23 protein-coding genes are annotated in these 19,578 nt (G+C 44.1%); 6 read left to right on the top strand and 17 right to left on the bottom strand.

Annotated features, from left to right (window positions below):
* Positions 1-72: 72 nt before the first annotated feature.
* The 12 genes from D0C36_RS12200 to D0C36_RS12145 all read right to left on the bottom strand — a co-directional run bounded on the left by D0C36_RS12200 (position 73) and on the right by D0C36_RS12145 (position 9,508).
* Positions 73-1,062, bottom strand: a complete 990-nt coding sequence (locus D0C36_RS12200) for a beta-ketoacyl-ACP synthase III (protein WP_117391906.1) — start codon at positions 1,060-1,062, stop codon at positions 73-75.
* Positions 1,063-1,074: 12 nt separating this feature from the next.
* Complete coding sequence (gene plsX, locus D0C36_RS12195; RefSeq protein WP_117391905.1) at positions 1,075-2,013, bottom strand: phosphate acyltransferase PlsX; 939 nt, start codon at positions 2,011-2,013, stop codon at positions 1,075-1,077.
* Positions 2,014-2,029: 16 nt separating this feature from the next.
* On the bottom strand, positions 2,030-2,221 hold the full coding sequence (gene rpmF, locus D0C36_RS12190; protein ID WP_117391904.1) for a 50S ribosomal protein L32: 192 nt from the start codon (positions 2,219-2,221) through the stop codon (positions 2,030-2,032).
* Positions 2,222-2,233: 12 nt separating this feature from the next.
* The gene (locus D0C36_RS12185; RefSeq protein ID WP_117391903.1) at positions 2,234-2,755 is read right to left on the bottom strand and encodes a YceD family protein; all 522 of its coding nucleotides are present in this window, start codon (positions 2,753-2,755) and stop codon (positions 2,234-2,236) included.
* Between the two features lie 299 nt (positions 2,756-3,054).
* Positions 3,055-4,038, bottom strand: a complete 984-nt coding sequence (locus D0C36_RS12180) for a pyruvate dehydrogenase complex E1 component subunit beta (protein ID WP_117391902.1) — start codon at positions 4,036-4,038, stop codon at positions 3,055-3,057.
* Between the two features lie 99 nt (positions 4,039-4,137).
* Positions 4,138-4,842: a peptidoglycan DD-metalloendopeptidase family protein gene (locus tag D0C36_RS12175; protein WP_117391901.1), complete on the bottom strand. Its 705-nt coding sequence runs from the start codon at positions 4,840-4,842 to the stop codon at positions 4,138-4,140.
* A 7-nt stretch (positions 4,843-4,849) separates the two neighbouring features.
* The gene (gene rbfA / locus D0C36_RS12170; RefSeq protein ID WP_117391900.1) at positions 4,850-5,227 is read right to left on the bottom strand and encodes a 30S ribosome-binding factor RbfA; all 378 of its coding nucleotides are present in this window, start codon (positions 5,225-5,227) and stop codon (positions 4,850-4,852) included.
* Between the two features lie 181 nt (positions 5,228-5,408).
* Positions 5,409-6,551: an ABC transporter permease gene (locus D0C36_RS12165; RefSeq protein ID WP_394339843.1), complete on the bottom strand. Its 1,143-nt coding sequence runs from the start codon at positions 6,549-6,551 to the stop codon at positions 5,409-5,411.
* A gap of 110 nt (positions 6,552-6,661) precedes the next feature.
* The gene (locus D0C36_RS12160) at positions 6,662-7,297 is read right to left on the bottom strand and encodes an MBL fold metallo-hydrolase (RefSeq protein WP_117392741.1); all 636 of its coding nucleotides are present in this window, start codon (positions 7,295-7,297) and stop codon (positions 6,662-6,664) included.
* A 129-nt stretch (positions 7,298-7,426) separates the two neighbouring features.
* The gene (gene gldD, locus D0C36_RS12155; protein WP_449406634.1) at positions 7,427-7,984 is read right to left on the bottom strand and encodes a gliding motility lipoprotein GldD; all 558 of its coding nucleotides are present in this window, start codon (positions 7,982-7,984) and stop codon (positions 7,427-7,429) included.
* Between the two features lie 14 nt (positions 7,985-7,998).
* Positions 7,999-8,802, bottom strand: a complete 804-nt coding sequence (locus tag D0C36_RS12150) for a shikimate dehydrogenase family protein (RefSeq protein WP_317126771.1) — start codon at positions 8,800-8,802, stop codon at positions 7,999-8,001.
* A 58-nt stretch (positions 8,803-8,860) separates the two neighbouring features.
* Complete coding sequence (locus D0C36_RS12145) at positions 8,861-9,508, bottom strand: class I SAM-dependent methyltransferase (protein WP_117391897.1); 648 nt, start codon at positions 9,506-9,508, stop codon at positions 8,861-8,863.
* 158 nt (positions 9,509-9,666) lie between these two features.
* On the opposite strand from D0C36_RS12145, the gene D0C36_RS12140 reads away from it, so the two are divergent.
* The 3 genes from D0C36_RS12140 to D0C36_RS12130 are packed head-to-tail and all read left to right on the top strand — an operon-like array spanning position 9,667 to position 12,628.
* Entirely contained in the window at positions 9,667-10,866 is a 1,200-nt protein-coding gene (locus D0C36_RS12140; RefSeq protein WP_117391896.1) for a glycosyltransferase, read from the top strand.
* A gap of 48 nt (positions 10,867-10,914) precedes the next feature.
* A complete protein-coding gene (locus tag D0C36_RS12135) occupies positions 10,915-12,135 on the top strand; it encodes a sensor histidine kinase (protein ID WP_117391895.1) in 1,221 nt (406 codons plus the stop codon).
* Entirely contained in the window at positions 12,113-12,628 is a 516-nt protein-coding gene (locus D0C36_RS12130) for a DinB family protein (protein ID WP_117391894.1), read from the top strand. The genes D0C36_RS12135 and D0C36_RS12130 overlap by 23 nt, the downstream gene beginning before the upstream one ends.
* Positions 12,629-12,691: 63 nt before the next feature.
* Here the strand turns inward: D0C36_RS12130 and D0C36_RS12125 are convergent, their stop codons facing one another.
* Complete coding sequence (locus D0C36_RS12125; RefSeq protein WP_199502012.1) at positions 12,692-13,114, bottom strand: DUF6249 domain-containing protein; 423 nt, start codon at positions 13,112-13,114, stop codon at positions 12,692-12,694.
* Positions 13,115-13,380: 266 nt separating this feature from the next.
* On the opposite strand from D0C36_RS12125, the gene D0C36_RS12120 reads away from it, so the two are divergent.
* From D0C36_RS12120 to D0C36_RS12110, 3 genes are all read left to right on the top strand, one after another.
* Positions 13,381-13,962 (top strand): RNA polymerase sigma factor, encoded by a 582-nt coding sequence (locus D0C36_RS12120; protein WP_117392739.1) that lies wholly within the window; start codon positions 13,381-13,383, stop codon positions 13,960-13,962.
* Entirely contained in the window at positions 13,959-14,453 is a 495-nt protein-coding gene (locus D0C36_RS12115; RefSeq protein ID WP_117391893.1) for an anti-sigma factor family protein, read from the top strand. Before D0C36_RS12120 ends, D0C36_RS12115 begins: the two co-directional genes overlap by 4 nt.
* Before the next feature lie 317 nt (positions 14,454-14,770).
* Complete coding sequence (locus D0C36_RS12110; RefSeq protein WP_117391892.1) at positions 14,771-15,628, top strand: DUF2911 domain-containing protein; 858 nt, start codon at positions 14,771-14,773, stop codon at positions 15,626-15,628.
* Between the two features lie 41 nt (positions 15,629-15,669).
* Here D0C36_RS12110 and D0C36_RS12105 read toward each other — a convergent pair whose 3' ends face one another.
* From D0C36_RS12105 to tnpA, 4 genes are all read right to left on the bottom strand, one after another.
* Entirely contained in the window at positions 15,670-16,611 is a 942-nt protein-coding gene (locus tag D0C36_RS12105; RefSeq protein WP_117391891.1) for a cation diffusion facilitator family transporter, read from the bottom strand.
* Between the two features lie 56 nt (positions 16,612-16,667).
* Positions 16,668-18,374, bottom strand: a complete 1,707-nt coding sequence (locus D0C36_RS12100) for a sodium:solute symporter (RefSeq protein ID WP_117391890.1) — start codon at positions 18,372-18,374, stop codon at positions 16,668-16,670.
* Between the two features lie 111 nt (positions 18,375-18,485).
* Entirely contained in the window at positions 18,486-18,686 is a 201-nt protein-coding gene (locus tag D0C36_RS12095) for a hypothetical protein (protein ID WP_117391889.1), read from the bottom strand.
* 215 nt (positions 18,687-18,901) lie between these two features.
* Positions 18,902-19,336 carry an IS200/IS605 family transposase gene (gene tnpA / locus D0C36_RS12090; protein ID WP_117391888.1) on the bottom strand — a complete coding sequence of 145 codons (435 nt, stop codon included), beginning with the start codon at positions 19,334-19,336 and terminating at the stop codon, positions 18,902-18,904.
* Positions 19,337-19,578: the final 242 nt, after the last annotated feature.

The following is a 19,578-nucleotide window of genomic DNA, read 5'->3' as shown; positions in this document are numbered from 1 at the left end:
TTATTGTTAACATGTAGCATCTCAGGATGTTTTGATCTGTTTAACACAAACCATTGCACCTGAGAGGTTACGTTAATAAGCCCATTTAAGGTAGATAGAACCCCAGGTAAAGCCACCGCCAAAGGCAGCTAAGATAAGGTTATCGCCTTTTTTGAATTTGCTTTCCCACTCCCATAAACACAATGGTATGGTGCCGTTGGTAGTGTTACCAAAGCGCTCGATGTTAACGATCACTTTTTCTGATGTTAAACCAATGCGGTTAGCGGTAGCATCAATAATGCGTTTGTTGGCCTGGTGTGGTACTAACCATGCAATATCATCACCTGTAAGGCTGTTGCGTTCTAATACTTCGGCAGCAACATCGGCCATATTGGTTACGGCAAATTTAAACACCGCCTGGCCTTCCTGGTATGCGTAGTGCTCTTTAGCATCAACAGTTTCGTGAGTTGCAGGGTGTAAAGAACCACCTGCTTTTTGGAATAACAACTGGGCACCGGCGCCATCGCTTTTCAATACAGAATCAATAATGCCATAGCCTTCGGTATTTGGCTCAAGCAGGGCACAGCCACAACCATCACCAAAAATGATACAGGTTGCGCGGTCCTGGTAGTTAATGATAGATGACATTTTATCGCCACCTACAACCAATACTTTTTTATGCTTGCCGCTCTCAATGAACTGAGCGCCGGTAGTTAAGCCGAATATGAAACCTGAACACGCTGCCTGCAGATCATAACCCCAGGCGTTTTTTGCGCCTATTTTATGTGCAAGTACGTTAGCGGTTGCCGGGAAAGGCATATCGGGGGTAGTAGTACAAAAGATGATCAGATCGATCTCTTCGGCAGTGATGCCGCGTTTTTTAAGGAGACCCTCAACAGCCGGAACGGCCATATCAGAGGTAGCAAGGCCTTCGCCTTTTAATATCCTTCGCTCCTTAATGCCGGTACGGGTGGTTATCCACTCGTCATTAGTTTCCACCATTGTTTCCAGCTCGTGGTTGGTTAAAACGTACTCGGGTACATAACCATTAACAGCGGTGATAGCAGCAGTAATTTTGCTCATTCTATATTTTCTTTACTGAAAAGCCAGTTTTATTTTGTCAACAAGATTGGTCTCGATCATGTTTTTTGAAAGCAATACCATGTTCTTGATGGCCTCGGGGCTTGAGATGCCGTGGCCAACAACAACAGGGGCATTAACACCTAAGATAGGGCTGCCACCGTATTGTTCATAATTAAAACGATCTAAAAATTCGTCTTTTAACTTCTTTTTAAGTGTGATAACATAGAAAGATTCTGCCAGTTTAAGCATAACGTTGCCAGTGAAGCCATCGCACACAATAACATCGTTATTATCGTTAAACAGGTCGCGGCCTTCTACGTTGCCAACAAAGTTAAACAGCTTGGTATCCTTCATTAAGGGATAGGTTGCAAGGCTGAGTAAGTTGCCTTTTTCCTCTTCTTCGCCTATGTTCATAAGCGCTACGCGAGGGTTGGGGATACCGTAAACAGATTCGGCAAGCAGGCTGCCTAAAACACCAAATTGCAGCAGGTTATCCGGCTTGCAATCGGCATTGGCACCTACGTCCAAAATAATACCCAAACCGCCTTTCAGTTTGGGTACTATGGTAGTCATGGCCGGGCGTGTAACGCCCGGGATATTTTTTACGCTGAACATACTGCCAACCAGCATAGCACCAGTGTTCCCTGCCGATGAAAATGCATCAATAGCACCTTCTTTTAGCATCTGGAAACCCACGGCAATGCTCGAGTTTGGTTTCTGTACAATCGCTTTAGTTGGGTGTTCGCCCATACCAATAACCTCAGTTGTGTGTACAAACTCAAAGTTATCGGCACTAAAGTTATTTTCATTGAGAATAGCGAGGGCAGCTTCCTTGTCGCCAATAAGCACAAGCTGCTGCCCGGCTGTTAATGTTTTACAAGCTTCGATAGCTCCTAAAACCGCTGCTTTAGGAGCGTAGTCACCGCCCATAATGTCTAAGCCAATCTTCATTCTCAGAAAATTAAACTTAAACTGCTACTGCTTTCTCAATAAGGATTTTACCGTTGAAGTAAACGTTACCATCAACAGTGTATGCTCTGTGCGGCAAGTGTACTGCGCCGGTAGTTTGGCAAGTAGTTAATGAAGGCAAGTCAGCTTTGTAGTGCGTTCTGCGTTTATCTCTTCTTGATTTTGAAATTTTGCGTTTTGGATGTGCCATAACCTTTTTGTATTATTTTAATTTTTTGAGCGCTTCCCATCTCGGGTCTGCGTTCTGTTCCTGTTCATCATTTACTGAAAGCTTATTCAAGTTTTTCAGCATTTCCTCGTCACATTGTTTTCCGTCGCCCTGGTTGCTGCAGTTTGCAATAAACGGCAGGGAAACGTTAACATATTCATACACCAGCCCGGCAATATTGATCTCGTGATCGTTTTTGCCGAGGGTAATAATATCATCATCTTCGCCCATTTCCTCTTCGGTGAAGCGGGCAATTTGTTGCTCGTGCACATTAACCGGCTGCTCGTATTCAGCTAAGCACCTGTCGCAGGTGGCGGTTACGGTACCGGTAATATCAAAGTTAAGGATAAGCATCGTTTCCTGCTTGTCCAGTTCTACTTTGCATACCAGGTTAGCCTTTTTTACCAGCGAATAATCAAACTCGCCGAAAAACTCGTCGTTAATCTCGTATTCAAATAAATGCTTGCCCAGCTTTAAGCCGGCGAATGGTATTGAATATGTGCGTAGCGATTTCAATGAGCAACAATTAGCCCGCAAATGTAGGTATTTTTATTAAAACAGGAAAGTGTTTTTTTAATTGGTTTTTAGGGGGATAAAAGAGCTGAAAGTGTTTAGTAACTCATGTCATTTCGAACGAGCGAGAGCGAGGAGAAATCTTCTGCGCCACGCACTTACGCTTGCTTGTCTATGCAGAAGATTTCTCGTCGCCCCAAGGCACATTACACCCCGTCTGCTCTGTCGAAATGACAATAAGAGACCTTAAAACAAAAACGCCCGCGTTAAGCGGGCGTTTTAATATATCTGTGAGCCACTAATTACTTAGTAACGTACATCACCTCTTTAACGGCTTTAACTAAGCGCTCAGGGTTTGGCAGGTACTCCTGGATAAGGGTTGGTGCGTACGGCAATGGTACGTCGCCACCGGTTAAGCGCAGGATAGGTGCATCTAAATAATCAAATGCATCTTTTTGTACTTTAAAGGCAACCTCGGTTGCAATTGAACCTAAAGGCCAGCTTTCTTCAATAATTACCAAACGGTTGGTTTTCTTAACCGATTCGATAACGGTTGGGTAATCAATAGGGCGTACAGAACGCAGATCGATAACCTCAGCACTGATACCTTCTTTTTCTAACTCAGCAGCAGCAGCGTGGATCACTTTCATGATCTTGCCGAAACCAACTAAGGTAACATCGGTACCTTCTTTAGTAACTTTTGCTTTGCCAATTTCAATATAGTAGGTTTCTTCAGGCACTTCACCTTTATCACCGTACATTAATTCAGATTCCATGAAGATAACCGGATCCGGATCAAGGATAGCTGATTTTAAAAGACCTTTTGCATCATAAGGATTTGATGGAACCACAACCTTTAAGCCCGGGCAGTTTGCATACCAGTTCTCAAAGCACTGGCTGTGCTGTGAGCTAAGCATACCCGCGTTACCGGTAGGGCCGCGGAATACAATTGGTACTGAGAACTGACCACCACTCATTGACATCATTTTGGCAGCGCCGTTGATGATCTGGTCGATAGCAACCAGTGAGAAGTTGAATGTCATGAACTCGATGATAGGGCGTAAGCCGTTCATGGCCGAGCCGATACCGATACCTGCAAAACCTAACTCAGAGATAGGTGTGTCAATAACACGTTTTGCACCAAATTCATCAAGCATACCCTGGCTTACTTTGTAGGCACCGTTGTATTCGGCAACCTCTTCGCCCATAAGGTATATATTCTGATCGTTGCGCATTTCTTCCGACATGGCTTCACGTAGCGCTTCTCTGAATTGTATTTCTCTCATTATATTATTAAAAATGAAGTTTTTTAGCGAGGGCAAATATAAGCACTAATGTTAAATATGCAATCAGTATGTATGCATAATAAACCCGTTACATAAACCTTACGCTTTTATGGCATTGGCAAAGTTTAAAACAAGCTCCGGGTTGGGAATGTTTTGCGCGTATTCATCTTTGCGGCTGAAGTAACCTACGCCTGGGTAATCGCCTTTGGCATCGCCGATATGCAGCATTAGCTGAAAATGCAGGTGCGGCGGCCAGCTGCCGTTTTCATCAATATTGCCCAACGCAGCTATCTGCTGATCCTTTTTAATGATATCGCCTACGGCTAATCCTTCAATGCTTGTACGGCTCAAATGCCCGTATAAACTGTACAGCGTAAAGCCTTCCAGCTGATGTTGAAGGATGATGGTGGGCCCGTAATCGCCAAAGTAGTTGTTATCCGCAAAGCTGTGCACCACGCCGGCTATGGGTGCGTAAACCGGCGTACCGGCAGGCCCCCAGATATCTACACCAAGGTGCAGGCGGCGAGGCTCGCCTTCTGTGCCAAATAGTTCGCTGCGATTATAAATGGTACGATGTTCCATGTAGCCACCTACGGCGTACCGGCATTTATTTGCAGCTAAACGCTCATCAACATATTGGCTGAATGCAGCGGTGTCTGACACCAGCTCCGCCGTCAAGTCGGTGTTAGAGATGGTCAAATCAAGCGGGTAAAGCTTATCGCGCAGCAGATCAACATCCACTACTTTGCCAAAAGCATGGGGATGTGCCTTTATGTATGCTGCCAGTTTCTCGGTAGCGGTCATGATACGCTTAGTTCTCGTCGGTATCCGGCTGGCGGTCTTCTTTGCTTATTTTGTCGAATATCTTATCCATGCGCTCAACGTACTCGTTGGTGTCATCAACAAAAAACTCCAGTTGAGGGATAACCCTTACCTGGTCTTTAATGCGGGCACCCAATTTATAACGGATCTCTGATGCATGCGATTTTACCGTAGCCAGCGATTGCTGTGTATTGGTATGGTTAAAAAAGCTGAGGAATACGCGTGCGATAGCCAGATCTGGCGTAACGCGAACTTTAGTGATGGTAACCAGTGTGTTTGGCAGATAGTTCATGCCCTCGCGCTGAAATATTGCGGCCAGGTCTTCCTGAATTACCCCGGCAAATTTTTGCTGACGTTTAGATTCCATAGTATTGTAACGCCCTTAGGGCGATTGAGTTTTTTAATTGATTATATAAGGGGTAATAGCTAAAGCTATGATTTTATTTTAACAGTTTAAACAATTTAAAGGTCCTGCTACCATCAAATTAAAAGGGGAATGGTATATAAAAACAAAGACTTTTAACTTTAAACTTTTGCCTTTATACTTCTTAAAGGTCTTTCTTTATATCATCCAGTTGTTTAACACTAAGCCTGGCACTAATACCCGAGGCTATCAATGCAATGCCAATAACAGTTAAGAACACCAGCCCGAAATCGCTCAGTTTAAAAGCAACGGGGTAGGCATCCAGTACTGAAAGGCTCGATCCCATTTTTATAATTCCGAACTGCATCTGCACTAAACAAACCAGCGTACCAATGGCGAGGCCTACTACGCAACCTGCAAGGGATATCATCATCCCCTCAAAAAAGAAAATGCGTTGTATGAGCGACTTATCGGCACCCAGACTGGTGAGTATAGCAATATCTTTCCGCTTATCTATCACCAGCATGGTTAACGATCCTACTATGTTGAACAACGCTATAATAAGTACAAAAGTGAGGATCATGAAGATTGACCAACGCTCGAAATTGATGGTTTTGTACAGGCTGGTGTTTTGTTCTTTGCGATTTTTTACGGTGTATTTATCGCCTATTTTCTCAATAATAGTTTCCTGCACCTCATCAATGTCGGTGCCTTTTTTATAGTTAATATCTAATGATGATACCCGGTTAGGTTCATCAAGCAGGTCGCGGGTAAACTCAAGTGGTACAATAACAATATCATCAAAATCGGCCTGTATGCCAAACACGCCCGATGGCAGGATAGAGCGAAGTACAAAATCGTTCATGGGGTTGGTTGAGTTACCTGCCGTGCGCTTTGGCGAGAATATTTGCATAGGCACAAACTGGTTCTTTAAACTTACCCCAAGGCTGCCTTGTACGGTGGCGCCTATCACAGCAAAATCCTCACCCTTATCTTTCAAAGTGAACGAGCCAAATTGAATGGTGCTGTCTAACTGGCGGCCTTTCAAAAAATCGTCGCTAACGCCTTTTACCGTACCGATGAACGAGCGGTCGGCGTATTTCATTAAAGCACGCTCCTGTAATACTTCGGTGAAAGAAACAATGCTTGGGTCTTTCTTAAGCGATTGAAAGTATGGTTCATCAGGGTTAAACGTTTTACCCAGGCGCGGCTCTATCTTTAGTTCGGGCGTAAAGTTGCTGTATAAGCCAAGAATAACTTTCTCCAGTCCGTTAAATACCGATAGGATGATGATCAATGCCGCGCTGCCCACCAATACTCCAAGCATGGATATGCCCGAGATAATGTTGATAGCATGTGTCTGTTTTTTTGAGAACAGGTAACGCTTGGCTATATAAATTGAGGTATTCAATGGTTTGGATGTTTGCCTGTTATAACTTACAAATACGGATTATGTTGTTTCTCAAAACCGATTGTTGTTTCGGGGCCGTGGCCAGGGTAAACGGTACAATCATCGGGCAGTGCAAACAGTTTCTCTTCAATATTTTTTACCAGCGTGCTGTAGTTGCCGCCGGGCAGATCGGTACGGCCAATGCTGCTGCGGAATAGTACATCACCACCTATCAGGATATTAGCATCTTTATCATAAAAGCACAAATGCGCAGGCGAATGGCCCGGTGCAAATATCAGCTCCAAAGTAGTGTTGCCAAATTTAACGTTGCCTGTCTCAGGCAAAAATGTATCCGGCAGCGGCGAAGCAGCATATCTGAAACCCATGGCAGGAGCGTAAGCTACTACAGCAGCAAGCGTTTCTGATTCACCCTCGTGGAATTGTGGCTTCAGCCCGTATTGATCAAATACAAAGCGGTTGCCTAATACATGGTCAACATGGCAATGAGTATTTAATAATAAAACAGGCTTCAGGTTATTATCCTTAATAAAGTTTACCACTGCATCCTGCTCGGGGCGGGTGTACATGCCCGGGTCAATGATCACACATTCGCCCGTTTCATCATAAAGTATATAGGTATTTTCCTGGTAAGGATTATTTACAAAGACTTGAACTTTGGCCATGCGGCAAAGGTAAGCTATTGAGTGGAAAGGTAAAGGGTGAAAGGTAAAAGGCAAAAGTTTTCTGCGGATGGTGTGTGAAATTTGCATTATACAAACCTTTAACCTTTCGCCTTTTCCCTTTCACCTCATCTATCTCCACTTAAAGCTTTTGATCATCACATCCACATCCTTCTTAATAAAATTAAGTACTGGTTGTATCGAATCCAGTCGTGGTTCGGAGTTAAAGTATAGTGCCCCACGCAGGTAATGTTTGGTGCTATCTGTCAAGAAAAACTGGGCCGATGATGCCGCGTTGCCATCAATAGTGTAATAGATACCATAAACCTTACGATCGGGGTAATGGATAACGCCCTCATCAATTGATGTGGCTTTTACGGTGTGCTTAAAGCTGAGTTTGTGCGCATCCTCAATCAACTCATTAAATTCTTTTTTTGAGGTGATGGGCTGATAGCTCAAATGCAGCGTGGCATTAAACTGTGGGTATTGTATGTTTTGCCAGCAAGGCTTTGCCCCCGCCGACCTATCTGCTTCTATTTTGGTGTATTTTGGATATTGAAAAGTAAACGGGCAGCCCTGCGAATAATCCTGGTATTCTTTTTTAGGAAACTCGATACGGAAATAACCGCGTGGCTTCGGCGAAAAATCGCTCCCCCCGCAGGCCGCTGCAAATATTGCAACTGCCGCCATCAACACCAATAACTTTACTTTACCGTATTTGAATTCCATATCTCCCAGGCTTTTTCTGCTTGTAATACCAGCATTTCGTAACCGTTTTTAATGGTTGCACCACGCTCTGCACCTTTTTTCAAAAATAGCGTTTCGGGCGGGTTGTACACCAGGTCAAATAAAACATGTTTGTTGGTTACGCCCTCATAGGGTATAGGCGGGCATTCATCAACGTTTGGGTAGGTACCCAGCGGTGTGGTGTTGATAATGAGGGTGTGCTCCTCTACTATTTTAGCCGTCAGGTCATCAAACAAAATACCGCCCTCAACAGGTTTGCGGGTAACAGTTTTGTAGGCGATGTCCCTGTTCTCTAAAGCGCATTTAACCGCCCGGGCTGCACCACCATCGCCCAGTATAAGGGCCTTATCATGGCTCTCATTTATCAGCGGGCCTAATGAGGCGTCAAAACCGTGGATATCGGTATTATGGCCTTCCAGCCAAAGATCATCGTTGTTAAAAGCCAACTCGCCGCTAAAGGCAGTTGATACAGGGCTTTGCGATATCACTTTGATACAGTTTACCGCGCCAACGCGTTTGGCATCATGTTCAATCCAGTCAAGATGTTTTAAAACGTTGATTTTATGGGGGATGGTCACGTTTAGCCCGCAAAGGTGAGGGTTACTGTGCAGCAGCTTAGGCAAGTCGTCTATATTCTCAAGCGGGTATAACTCGTAGGTACAATCGTCAATACCCTCTGCCTTAAACTTATCGGTAAAATACTTTTTTGAAAACGAGTGCGAGAGCGGGAATCCTATAAGGCCAAAATGTTTCATCGCCATAAATATTAAACACAGGTAGTAGCAGCTACCACCTGTGCGGCAATATTAGCGATTTAAATTATTTAATGCACTCAAATTTAACAACCAGTTCCCAGCGTTTGGGGTTCTCCACCAATTTAAACATAGGGTCGGCCGAGTCGTTAAACTCGCAGCGGCGGATGTTCTCAAAGCCTGCATCGCGCAGCTCTTTCTCTGTCGATTCCCAATCCCAAAGCCAAAGGTGCTCCAGGTAACCGAACAGGTGTTTGGCTACAGCTTTCATATTGCGCGGGCGCACTTCGGTACCCATCATCATGCGCTGTATTAAACGGATAGATGCTTCCGGGTCATGTTTCTCGTCCTTATCAGTAATGTAATCACGTATCAAAACTTCCAGGTCGGGCATTATCATCCTGAAAATGCCGCCAGGCTTAAGCATTTTGTAGCTGTTGCGCAGCGCTATCCTGAAATGCTGTAATGACATGTGTTCTAACACGTGCGAGCAGTAAACGCCGTCGGCGGTGTTATCTTTTATGCCCGGCAGGCCTTTGGTGATGTCACCGTATTTTACATTTTTTTCAAACACCTGGCCCAGGCTTTTCTTAAGCAGGAAACCTAAAACCGGAGTATTTTGTATAACGAGGGTTGGTGATACGTCGAAATTTTGCCACTCGGCCGGTGAGGTTTGGCCGCAACCGTAGTGTACGTAAAGTTTCTTATCAGACATTGTTTATCTTGTGGGCGATGTTTTAACGGCTTAAATATAAACCATTTTAAGGCAATAAGGTTGATAATAAAAACAGATATTTATCACTTTAAGCTCTGTAAAACGCATCTTGCAGTATCTAAAACGCGTATTAGGGTAAACACAGTAACACAAGCGGCATGTTAAACAACCGGAATATACTTTGCATCAGCGGTACCGAATGGAGCGGCAACTACATTAAGGCTGTGGTTGAATTAATGAAAGTGCTCTCGGCAGGCAATAAGGTACTGTTTGTTGAGAATGCCTATACCTATAAGGATGCTGTGCTGGGCGTTAACAATAAAGAGAAGATTGATTTTAAGAAAGTGATGGGCCTTAAAAGCCGCATCCGCGAGGTAAAGGTTGAGGGCGGTGGCACGGTGCATGTACTTTTCCCGCCACTGGTTTTTCCCGTAAGTTTTTTGCCCGATGGTGCGCTTTACCGCAAATTATTAAAGTATAATGGCTGGCTGCTTAAACGCACTGTGCGGAAAGCGCTGAAGGAATTGGACATGGAAGATGAGTTGATCAACTTCACATCTTTTAACCCGGGCATGGGCGTGATGACCGGCCATAAATTCAAAGAGAAAACACTGATATATCACTGTTATGATGAGATAAAAGGAGCGCACTCGTGGCTTAGCCGGCACGGATTACGCCTTGAGTCAATTTTTATGAAAATGGCTGATGCCGTTATCGTTACCTCTCAGGGATTATATGATAGCAAGAAGGATGAGGCCAAGCAATGTTATGTTGTTAAAAATGCTGTAAAGGTTGATCTGTTTAAGAAAGGTTTTAAAGCCGAACCTGATAAATCAAAAACAGTTATAGGCTACGTGGGCACGGTTGATGACCGCAGTAATTACGAGATACTGGAACATTTGTTCACTAATATGCCCGATGCCGAATTTGTATTTGTAGGGCGCATATTGAGCGAACGTGGTGTTGCTATCCTTAAAAAATACCCCAATGTAAAAGTAGAAGGTGCCAAACGCCCCGAAGAATTGCCTGCCTATCTGCAAACCTTCAGCGTGGGTATAATCCCCTTTGTTAAGGACGACCTGACCAAAGGTATTTACCCGATGAAGATAAACGAGTACCTGGCAGCGGGCCTGCCGGTAGTAAGTACCAACTTTGGCGATATAAGCGATTTTGCCGGGCTGGTAAAGATAACCGATGATAAAGAAGATTTTCTGAGGGCCGTACTTGCAGAGATTATAAGCGATAGTGCTGATAAAAGGGCATCGCGTTTACAAACCGCCGAAGGAAATACCTGGAACAAACGCGCCGAAGAATTGTCTGATGTTATTGAGCGCGTTGAAGTAGGGCTTGAGCACTAAGCAAGAGGTTTCGCTGATCTCCGAAAATTTGCGTTATTTGGTTATTCTATGAATCCGTACGAACAGAAACGCCGTTGGAAATATTTTTTGCTTGCCTTTGCAGTGGTTATTGCCAGCGGCTCGGTGTTTTATACCAGCTACCTGGTAAAAAAAATCGCCCAAAGCGAACGCACCCGCGCGCAGGTATGGGCCATCAGCATGAAACAGCTGGCTAATACTTATGATAATGATTTCCTGTCGTACGTATTTGCTGTGCGCGATAGCCTGGTGGTGCCCGCCATTGTAACCAAAGCCAATGGCGAGATACAAACCACACGAGGACTGGATTCTACCCGTACCTATATCAAGCTTGATCCCGAAGAAGCCAAACTCAGCAAAAAGAAATACGACCCGCAATACTTTCAAGACGAGCTATCGTACATGAAAAGCCAGCACGAGCCTTTTAAGATCACCATGCTTGGCGAGCCTTTGCTGGTATATTATAAAGATTCGGCTTTGCTTACGCAGCTTAAAATGTTCCCCTACATACAGCTATCTGTAATTGCGGTGTTCCTTTTGGTAGCTTACACGGCCTTCAGTTCGTCGCGGAAATCGGAACAGAACCAGGTTTGGGTGGGCCTTGCCAAAGAGACCGCTCACCAGTTGGGTACGCCTATATCATCGCTGATGGCCTGGATAGAGCTCATCAAAGAGAAGTTTAATGCGGAGAACGACCCACTGATGGGCGAGATGGAGAATGATGTAAAGCGCCTGGAGATTGTGGCAGATCGTTTCTCAAAGATCGGCTCCAAACCGCAGCTTGAGGAGCATTCGGTTTATGGTGTGGTTAAGGAGTTTGTTGATTATTTTAAAGTACGTGTAAGTAACCGCATTACTTTTGAGATGACCGGCAACCGCCGCCTGATGGCCGGGCTAAACATCCCGCTGTTTGACTGGGTACTGGAGAATCTTTTGAAGAATGCAGTAAACGCTATTGAAGGCCCCGGTACCATTAAAGTGCAGATAACCGGCAACAAGCAAAAAAAACTGATATTTATTGATATAAGCGATACTGGTAAAGGTATACCGCGCTCTAAGTTTGACACGGTTTTTCAGCCGGGTTATACTACACGTAAAAGAGGCTGGGGACTGGGCCTGTCGCTTACCAAGCGTATTATCCAGAACTACCACAACGGGCAAATTTCTGTAAAAGATTCAGAGGTGGGCAAAGGTACCACATTCAGGATAGTTTTAAAAACCATGAGATATGATAAAGAGGCCAAAGTCTGACGATCACGCACCATACGCCGCCAACTACGTAAACCAGGTGCCCGATGGCGCAGATGTTTTGGCTTTACTTAAAGATAGCCAGCAGGTAACATTTGATCTGTTCAGCAAACTTACCGATGAACAGGCCATGTATGCCTATGCCGAAGGCAAATGGACGTTGAAAGAGGTGCTGGGCCATATAATAGATACCGAGCGGGTATTCTCATTCCGCGCTTTTGTATTCTCTCGCGAGGATATTTCCCTGCCGGGCTTTGACCAGGATACCTACGTAAACAGTACCGATTTTAATAGCCGCACCATACAAGATCTCGCCAATGAGTTCAAGGCCGTTCGCGAAGCAACATTATATCTGTACCGCTCGCTAAGTGAAGAGCAACTTGGCAGATCGGGCGTGGCCAGTGGTGCGCTGGTGAAAGTTGCCGCCCTGGTTTATATGACAGCGGGGCATGAGCTTTATCATATCAAAGCCGTACACGAAAAATATCTGCAATAAAAAAGGGGCGCAATCTGCGCCCCTTTTTTATTGGTATTAAATCTATCTTCGATGAGTTGCCATTTATTGATTCTCGTTGCCCGTTTCTTCCCGGCCGCCCTTTTGCTCGCTCTTAAATACGATTAAATTACCTGAGGTCTTGTAATTAGCATAAAGCTCTTTCTTTTCAATTACATAAGAGATAACCAATCCAAACCCGCCAAATACTGCTACTAAACCGAAGTATAGGGCTTCGTTCTCATCCTGCGTTGCAGTAAATGCAGTGCGGTCTAAAATATAAGCCACAAATAAACCTAAGCCTGAGCCTATTAATAGAAGGCCCCATTTAAGATTTTGCCAGGGGGCCGGATGTGGTTTATGTTCACGTGGGTCCATGCCTTTTTCAATCATTGCCATGCGTTCACGGTTCCTGATGTAAAAGATCCCAAAGATCATTGCAAACATGCCCAGTGGGACTAAAATTGGTATTAATATTCCTGCGTCCATGATATTTATTTTTTAAATGTGTTGTTGTTAATGCGTTGCACCACCATGGTGTATTTGTATGCTATGACCACATCATTTTTAAGCAGGTTACACCCATTATGAAAATATTTTTTGAAAGACTAAGTTCCCCTCTTGAGAAGGGTTAGGGGTGAGATATCCTGATCATCAAGCACGCGCTATTCATATATATAATATACACTCCCATTAAAAGTGTAAATTAGCATGTAACCTCATCCCGCAAAGTGTAGTCAGAGATGGTGTATAATATGCAAAGCAAGTTTTCTGACATAGAACTGATCCAGCAAACCCTTGGCGGCAACCAATCGGCTTACGCCGATCTGATCAAACGCCACCAGCGTTTTGTGTTTACGCTTGCTTTACGTTTTACTAAGAACCGTGAGGATGCAGAAGAGGTTGCACAGGATTGTTTTGTGAAAGCTTACCGGTCGTTAAGCTCGTTTCAACAACAATCAAAGTTCAGCACATGGTTGTACAGCATTGTATATACCACTGCCATGACATTTTTGAGGAAGAAACGGATTGATACTTCATCTATCGATGATGATGAAACCTATTTACAATTAGAGAATAAGCCCGGCAGTTTCGACGAAAATAACGTAGAGAACAAGTCGCGCTCATATTATCTAAATCAGGCTATTGGGCAGCTATTGCCTGATGATGCTGCCATTATCACGATGTTTTATAAAGGAGAGCAATCGCTTGAGGAAATTGCACAGGTAATGGGCATTGAGGCCAACACCGTAAAGGTGAAACTATTTAGAGCGCGCCAGCGTTTGAAAGAGAAGCTGGAGCGTAATTTAAGACACGAAGTTAAAGAACTGATATGAACACCATTGAAGAAAAGCTTTGGAATTACATTGATGGCACTTGCCCGCCCGAGGAGCAGCTGGCCATTGAGCAGCTTATTGCCACAGACGATGTGTACCGTAAAAAGTACGACGAGTTACTGCGATTGAACAGCGAGCTGGATATGGCAGAGATGGATGAGCCTTCTATGGGCTTCACTTATAATGTGATGCAGGCAATTCGTGCTGAGCATAGTTTGCAGCCTTTAAAGTCGCGCATTGATGGTCGTGTTATCTGGGGGATCGCGGCCTTCTTTATCATCACTATAAGCGCTTTGTTAGTTTATGCATTTAGTACAGTAAACTGGTCAGCCGGCAATACTGTAAATATCCCGGTAAAAGTTGACGCTACAAAACTTACAGGAATTTTCTCAGGCCCTGTGGGTAAGGGTTTTCTGTTCTTTGATGTGGTAATGGGCCTGTTCCTTTTAGACCACTATCTGCGTCGCCTTAACCTGACAAAGCAACAATAACTGTCACTTTTTGTGTATAAAATTCCTTACACTGTGGCAGGCTATTCAGCATTACAGGGAAAAAATACCGCAGAATTTGTGCGCGATAGTGTCCTTGTGACACATTTGGATATATATACTAAACTTTGGTACAGTCTTTGTTATTATTTTAACATACCGGTAATCTTACCGGTTAATTGTGATAAGGTTTAGGTTGAAAGTCCTCCGGAGCAAGTCTGGAGGGCTTTTATTTTTTTATTGGGTTTTGATAACTGTCAATTAAACCATTTCACTAAAAATTCATCTTTGTATTATTACCTTAGTGGTAAAATACTACGATGAGAAAAGCTAAAATTTACTTGTTTGCCACGCTCATGGCGTGCGCAAGCCTATCAACCTACGCCCAGCAGCAAGAGCCACGCATACCAGAAGCAAGTTCAACACAAACCATTATACAGGATTTTGGATTAGGAAAAATTACCATCACCTACTCGCGCCCAAATGTTAAAGGCCGTAAAATATTTGGTGGTATTAACCCGTACGGCCAGGTATGGCGTACCGGTGCCAATGCTGCAACTACCATCAACTTTACAGAGAATGTTGTTTTAGAGGGTAAAAAGGTTGCCGCGGGTACATATTCGCTGTTCAGCATCCCCGAGAAAGATAACTGGACCATTATCCTTAATAAAACCGTTAAACAATGGGGCGCGTACGATTATAAACAGGCCGATGATTATTTACGCTTCACTGTAAAACCGGTTAACGTAAAAGAGAAACGCGAAACCTTTACCATTGCTTTTGCCAACTCTACTACAAAGAGTACAGATATGTATATAATATGGGACCATACCGCGGTGCCTATCCACATGCAAACTGACGACGACGCACAGATAACTGCCAATATTGATAAGCTGATGCAGGGCGAGATCAAAAAACGCCCGTATTTTAACGCTATACAATATTACTATGAGAATGATAAGGACTTGAAGAAAGCCATGCAATGGGCTCTTGAGGCCGAAAAGCTTGAGCCAACCGGCCCATGGTTTAAACTATGGAAAGCCCGTATCCAGCTAAAAATGGGCGATAAAGCCGCTGCCATTGCCACTGCGCAACAAGGTGTTAAACTGGCAAAAGACAGCAAGGATGACGAATATGTTCGTTTGAACGAAGCGGTTATTGACCAGGCGAAGAATTAAAGTAATCCAACGATAGATGAACAAAAAGCCCTGAGAAAATCTCAGGGCTTTTTTATTTCACTTACAAGGCTGCCGGGCAATATGCTATACGTTTGCGGCTGGATGAAAACCAGTTTAATTAACGGGTACGCTTCTTTTATCGCTTTGCGGATACGCTCAATAGAACCCGTAATATCTTCGGTATCAATATCAGGGTCAAAATCAATGATGAGCATCAGTATCACATCATCGGGTGCCTGGTAGGTAGAGAGAACATTCACCACGCGAATAACGGCCTGGTCCTGCTCGGCAAGGGTGCAGATCTTGGTTTGGGTTTCGGGAGCAATGCCCTCACCCATTAACAAACTTCGGCTTTCGCGGGCCAATATGGCCGAGGTAAATACCAATAGCAATCCAACCAATACTGATGCCACGCCATCCAGATAAGGCAGATCGAGGCTTTGGCCTATCAACATTAAAATAAAAACGATCAGCAAGCCTAACACGGCCGCGCCATCCTCAAACAAGACCAGGAAACTGCTGGGGTCTTTGCTTTTAATGATGGCGTCCCACCAGCTTAATCCGTTGCGCACCTGGTTAAATTCTTTGGCGGCAATGATGAATGAAGCACCCTCAAATATCAGAGATAAGCCCAATACGATGTAGTTCCAGATGGGATTCTCTACCGGCTCAGGCTCAATAATATGGTGTATACCCTGGTAAATAGATATACCACCACCCAAGCCAAATATCAAAATAGATACAATAAACGACCAGAAATAAAGCTCCTTCCCATAGCCGAAAGGATGGGTAGCATCGGGCGCTTTTTTGCTGCGTTTTAACCCGTAGAGTAACAGCACCTGGTCAACGGTATCAACCATAGAGTGGATACCCTCAGATATCATAGATGAGCTGCGGGTAAAACCGCCAGCCACAAATTTTGTCACCGCAATTAGCAAGTTAGCAATGAGCGCACTATATATCGATTTTCTGTTTTTGGCCATTTAGCAAATGTGTACCTGTTAAATGCAGAAAGGCGGCTTTGTGTTTGGAGAAATGTTTACGCTGCCGCGGATGCCTGGTCTTTATTACCCATAAAGCTGTTAAACAACCATGCAATAATGATCACACCGATACAGCCGATTGCATTTAACCACAGGTAGGCCACAGTTTCATAGTAACCCATTATGCAGATAATAGCCTCAGTGATAGCCGCTGCAATAAATACCGGCGTAGCTTTGATGTTTTTGAGATAAAAGGCCACCACAAAAACGCCGAGAATGGTGCCGTAGATATAAGAGCCTAACTGGTTAACGGCCTCAAGCAAGTTGCCAATTTTGCTGGCGTAAAGCGCCATGGCGATGCAAACTATCCCCCAAAACAGCGTAGCCAGGCGGGATGCATTTACATAATTTCGCTCGGAAGCGTTTGGTTTTAGCACACGTTTATAGATATCAACCACAGTTGTTGAGGCCAGTGAATTTAACCCACTGGCGGTTGAACCCATGGATGCCAGGAAGATAATGGCGATAAGCAGGCCGATCATTCCCTTGGGTAAATACTGCGTAACAAAAGTGAGGAACACATAATTGGTATCGTTCACATTATCGTTGCCGCTGCTTTTTTTGATAATGTTTACAGCTTTCTTGCGGATGGTGTCCAGATCAGCATTAGCAGTTTTTAGTCCGGCTTTGGCATGGGCTATTTGTTGCTCGTCGCCGCTTTGTTGTACTTTGCTGAAATCCTCAATGTTTGTCTTCTTCTGCTCAAAGGCTTTGTTATACTGTTCTTCAAGCTGATTAAACTCCGGCGCGTACTGGCTTTTCTTTACCTGCTCAACTTCGTAATTATTAAAGAATACCGGCGGGCGGTTAAACTGGTAAAAAGTGAATACCAACACGCCGAGCAACAGTATCAAAAACTGCATCGGGATCTTTATCAATCCGTTCATGATCAGTCCCAAACGGCTTTGTCCAACTGATCGCCCGGTCAAATATCGCCCCACCTGGCTTTGATCTGTACCAAAATAGGATAGTTGTAGGAAGAAGCCGCCGATGATGCCGCTCCAGATATTGTAGCGGTTATTGGGGTCAAACTTCCAGTCGATGACGTTCATTCGGCCCTCATTACCGGCCAGTTTTATGGCATCCACAAAACCAACATGCTTGGGTAATAACCAAACCACAAAGCATCCTGCCAAAAACATCCCCAAAAAGATAATGCTCATTTGTAGTAGTTGCGTGTAGGATACGGCCTTTGCGCCGCCATAAACGGTATAGAATAACACCAGCCCACCAATAAACAGCGTGGTATAAGTAGTGTTGATATGTAATATGCCCGAGAGAATGATGGCCGGTGCATAAATGGTAATGGCTGTAGATAAGCCGCGCTGAATAAGGAACAGCAGGGCGGTGAGTGCACGGGTCTTCAGGTCGAACCGGTTCTCTAAAAACTCGTAGGCGGTATAAACTTTTAGCTTGTGGAATATAGGTACGAAGGTAATACATAGCACAATCATGGCCAGCGGAAGGCCAAAGTAGAACTGTACAAAACGCATCCCGTCGCCATAAGCCTGGCCCGGTGCCGAGAGGAAAGTAATGGCGCTGGCCTGTGTAGCCATTACCGAAAGGCCCACATGGTACCAGGGCAGCGAGCGGTCGCCGGCAAGGTAATGGTCAATGTTTTTACTGCGGCCGCTTTTCCAGATGCCGTAGGTAACAATGCCCAGCAGGGTAAGGGTGAGAACTATCCAGTCGGTTATGCTCATTCAAATGCATTAGTGATGAGCCAAAATATAAAAATTAAAAAAACCAGCCATACGATAACAATACCGTAAAACTGGTTCCAGTTTTTTATGAATGAAGGCAGGTCTGTGTCGTTAGACCTCTTCACGGCCTTTCACTATAAATTTAATGAAAATCGCTGCGGTTAATAAGCCTAAAACACCACCAACAGGTATCCAGATAAAGCCTCTTTCAACAATGGCGCCTACAAATAAACCACTTACCAATGCTACCAGGTAATAGATGTAATCGTAGTTTTTCTCTTCCTGGTGGTGTGGGTGATGATGATGTGACATAGTATTTAATTATAATAATGCGATGCAAATTTAAACTAATAACCTATTGCTGCCTAATGATTTTTAAAGCAAATTTAATGTGAGGCCGAAGCCAGAATTGGAATTACTGCTTATCCGTCCCATGAATGGGACGGCAATGAATTTTTTTGATTCATTGCCGTTGGCTTCAGCCAACGGATGACGGAATGCAGGAGTTGGCTTTAGCCAAAAACCGATCATGCTTTCACAACATGCCATCCATACGCAGCAGCAAACTCTTCAACTTCTGCTTCAAAAGATTTTTTGGCATGATGCTTTTCTTGATTTTTAATGTAGTTCGCTACAGCTTCTAACTGAGATTCGCTTACAGAAACTGCAAAATAATCATCCTGCCAACCGAAAACTTCATCCATAAAACCTTGGCGGTTAAACCAAAAAGAAGATTCACCCTTTATAAGATGAGCTACCTTTGAGATGCTTTGATCTTTTCCTAATGATACGAGGCAGTGGATATGGTCAGTATAGCCATTAATTGCCTGCAAGAAAATTTCCTTCTCTCTGCAATTCTCAATAATATGCTGCTGTAGTTTATATCTCGTTTGTTTGGTAAGCCAGGGTTGTCGGTTTTTGGTTGAAAATACTAAATGAACCCAAATCTTAACGAATGACATGATAGCTGGTTTTGGCTAAAGCCAATATAGCAAATATCTTCATCCGTCCCATGAATGGGACGGCAATGAACTGAAGTTTTAAGGGAACAGCAATCGGGTTTGGCTAAAGCGAGAAAGGAAATTCGCCTTATCCGTCCCATGAATGGGACGGCAATGAATTGAAGTTTTAGGGGAACAGCAATCGGGTTTGGCTAAAGCCAGAAAGGAAATTCGCCTTATCCGTCCCATAAGTGGGGCGGCAA

The organism is Mucilaginibacter conchicola (assembly GCF_003432115.1).
Classification (GTDB): Bacteria; Bacteroidota; Bacteroidia; order Sphingobacteriales; family Sphingobacteriaceae; genus Mucilaginibacter; species Mucilaginibacter conchicola.
Note: the sequence above shows the minus strand (reverse complement) of the source record. Positions and strands in the feature narration are given on the sequence as shown.

Bases quoted from the DNA above. Each gene is read 5' to 3' on its own strand.
- D0C36_RS12200 (WP_117391906.1), bottom strand. From the start codon at position 1,062: ATGAGCAAAATTACTGCTGCTATCACCGCTGTTAATGGTTATGTACCC.
- plsX (WP_117391905.1), bottom strand. From the start codon at position 2,013: ATGAAGATTGGCTTAGACATTATGGGCGGTGACTACGCTCCTAAAGCA.
- rpmF (WP_117391904.1), bottom strand. From the start codon at position 2,221: ATGGCACATCCAAAACGCAAAATTTCAAAATCAAGAAGAGATAAACGC.
- D0C36_RS12180 (WP_117391902.1), bottom strand. From the start codon at position 4,038: ATGAGAGAAATACAATTCAGAGAAGCGCTACGTGAAGCCATGTCGGAA.
- D0C36_RS12175 (WP_117391901.1), bottom strand. From the start codon at position 4,842: ATGACCGCTACCGAGAAACTGGCAGCATACATAAAGGCACATCCCCAT.
- rbfA (WP_117391900.1), bottom strand. From the start codon at position 5,227: ATGGAATCTAAACGTCAGCAAAAATTTGCCGGGGTAATTCAGGAAGAC.
- D0C36_RS12165 (WP_394339843.1), bottom strand. From the start codon at position 6,551: ATGCTTGGAGTATTGGTGGGCAGCGCGGCATTGATCATCATCCTATCG.
- D0C36_RS12160 (WP_117392741.1), bottom strand. From the start codon at position 7,297: ATGGCCAAAGTTCAAGTCTTTGTAAATAATCCTTACCAGGAAAATACC.
- gldD (WP_449406634.1), bottom strand. From the start codon at position 7,984: ATGGCGGCAGTTGCAATATTTGCAGCGGCCTGCGGGGGGAGCGATTTT.
- D0C36_RS12150 (WP_317126771.1), bottom strand. From the start codon at position 8,802: ATGGCGATGAAACATTTTGGCCTTATAGGATTCCCGCTCTCGCACTCG.
- D0C36_RS12145 (WP_117391897.1), bottom strand. From the start codon at position 9,508: ATGTCTGATAAGAAACTTTACGTACACTACGGTTGCGGCCAAACCTCA.
- D0C36_RS12140 (WP_117391896.1), top strand. From the start codon at position 9,667: ATGTTAAACAACCGGAATATACTTTGCATCAGCGGTACCGAATGGAGC.
- D0C36_RS12135 (WP_117391895.1), top strand. From the start codon at position 10,915: ATGAATCCGTACGAACAGAAACGCCGTTGGAAATATTTTTTGCTTGCC.
- D0C36_RS12130 (WP_117391894.1), top strand. From the start codon at position 12,113: ATGATAAAGAGGCCAAAGTCTGACGATCACGCACCATACGCCGCCAAC.
- D0C36_RS12125 (WP_199502012.1), bottom strand. From the start codon at position 13,114: ATGGACGCAGGAATATTAATACCAATTTTAGTCCCACTGGGCATGTTT.
- D0C36_RS12120 (WP_117392739.1), top strand. From the start codon at position 13,381: ATGCAAAGCAAGTTTTCTGACATAGAACTGATCCAGCAAACCCTTGGC.
- D0C36_RS12115 (WP_117391893.1), top strand. From the start codon at position 13,959: ATGAACACCATTGAAGAAAAGCTTTGGAATTACATTGATGGCACTTGC.
- D0C36_RS12110 (WP_117391892.1), top strand. From the start codon at position 14,771: ATGAGAAAAGCTAAAATTTACTTGTTTGCCACGCTCATGGCGTGCGCA.
- D0C36_RS12105 (WP_117391891.1), bottom strand. From the start codon at position 16,611: ATGGCCAAAAACAGAAAATCGATATATAGTGCGCTCATTGCTAACTTG.
- D0C36_RS12100 (WP_117391890.1), bottom strand. From the start codon at position 18,374: ATGAGCATAACCGACTGGATAGTTCTCACCCTTACCCTGCTGGGCATT.
- D0C36_RS12095 (WP_117391889.1), bottom strand. From the start codon at position 18,686: ATGTCACATCATCATCACCCACACCACCAGGAAGAGAAAAACTACGAT.
- tnpA (WP_117391888.1), bottom strand. From the start codon at position 19,336: ATGTCATTCGTTAAGATTTGGGTTCATTTAGTATTTTCAACCAAAAAC.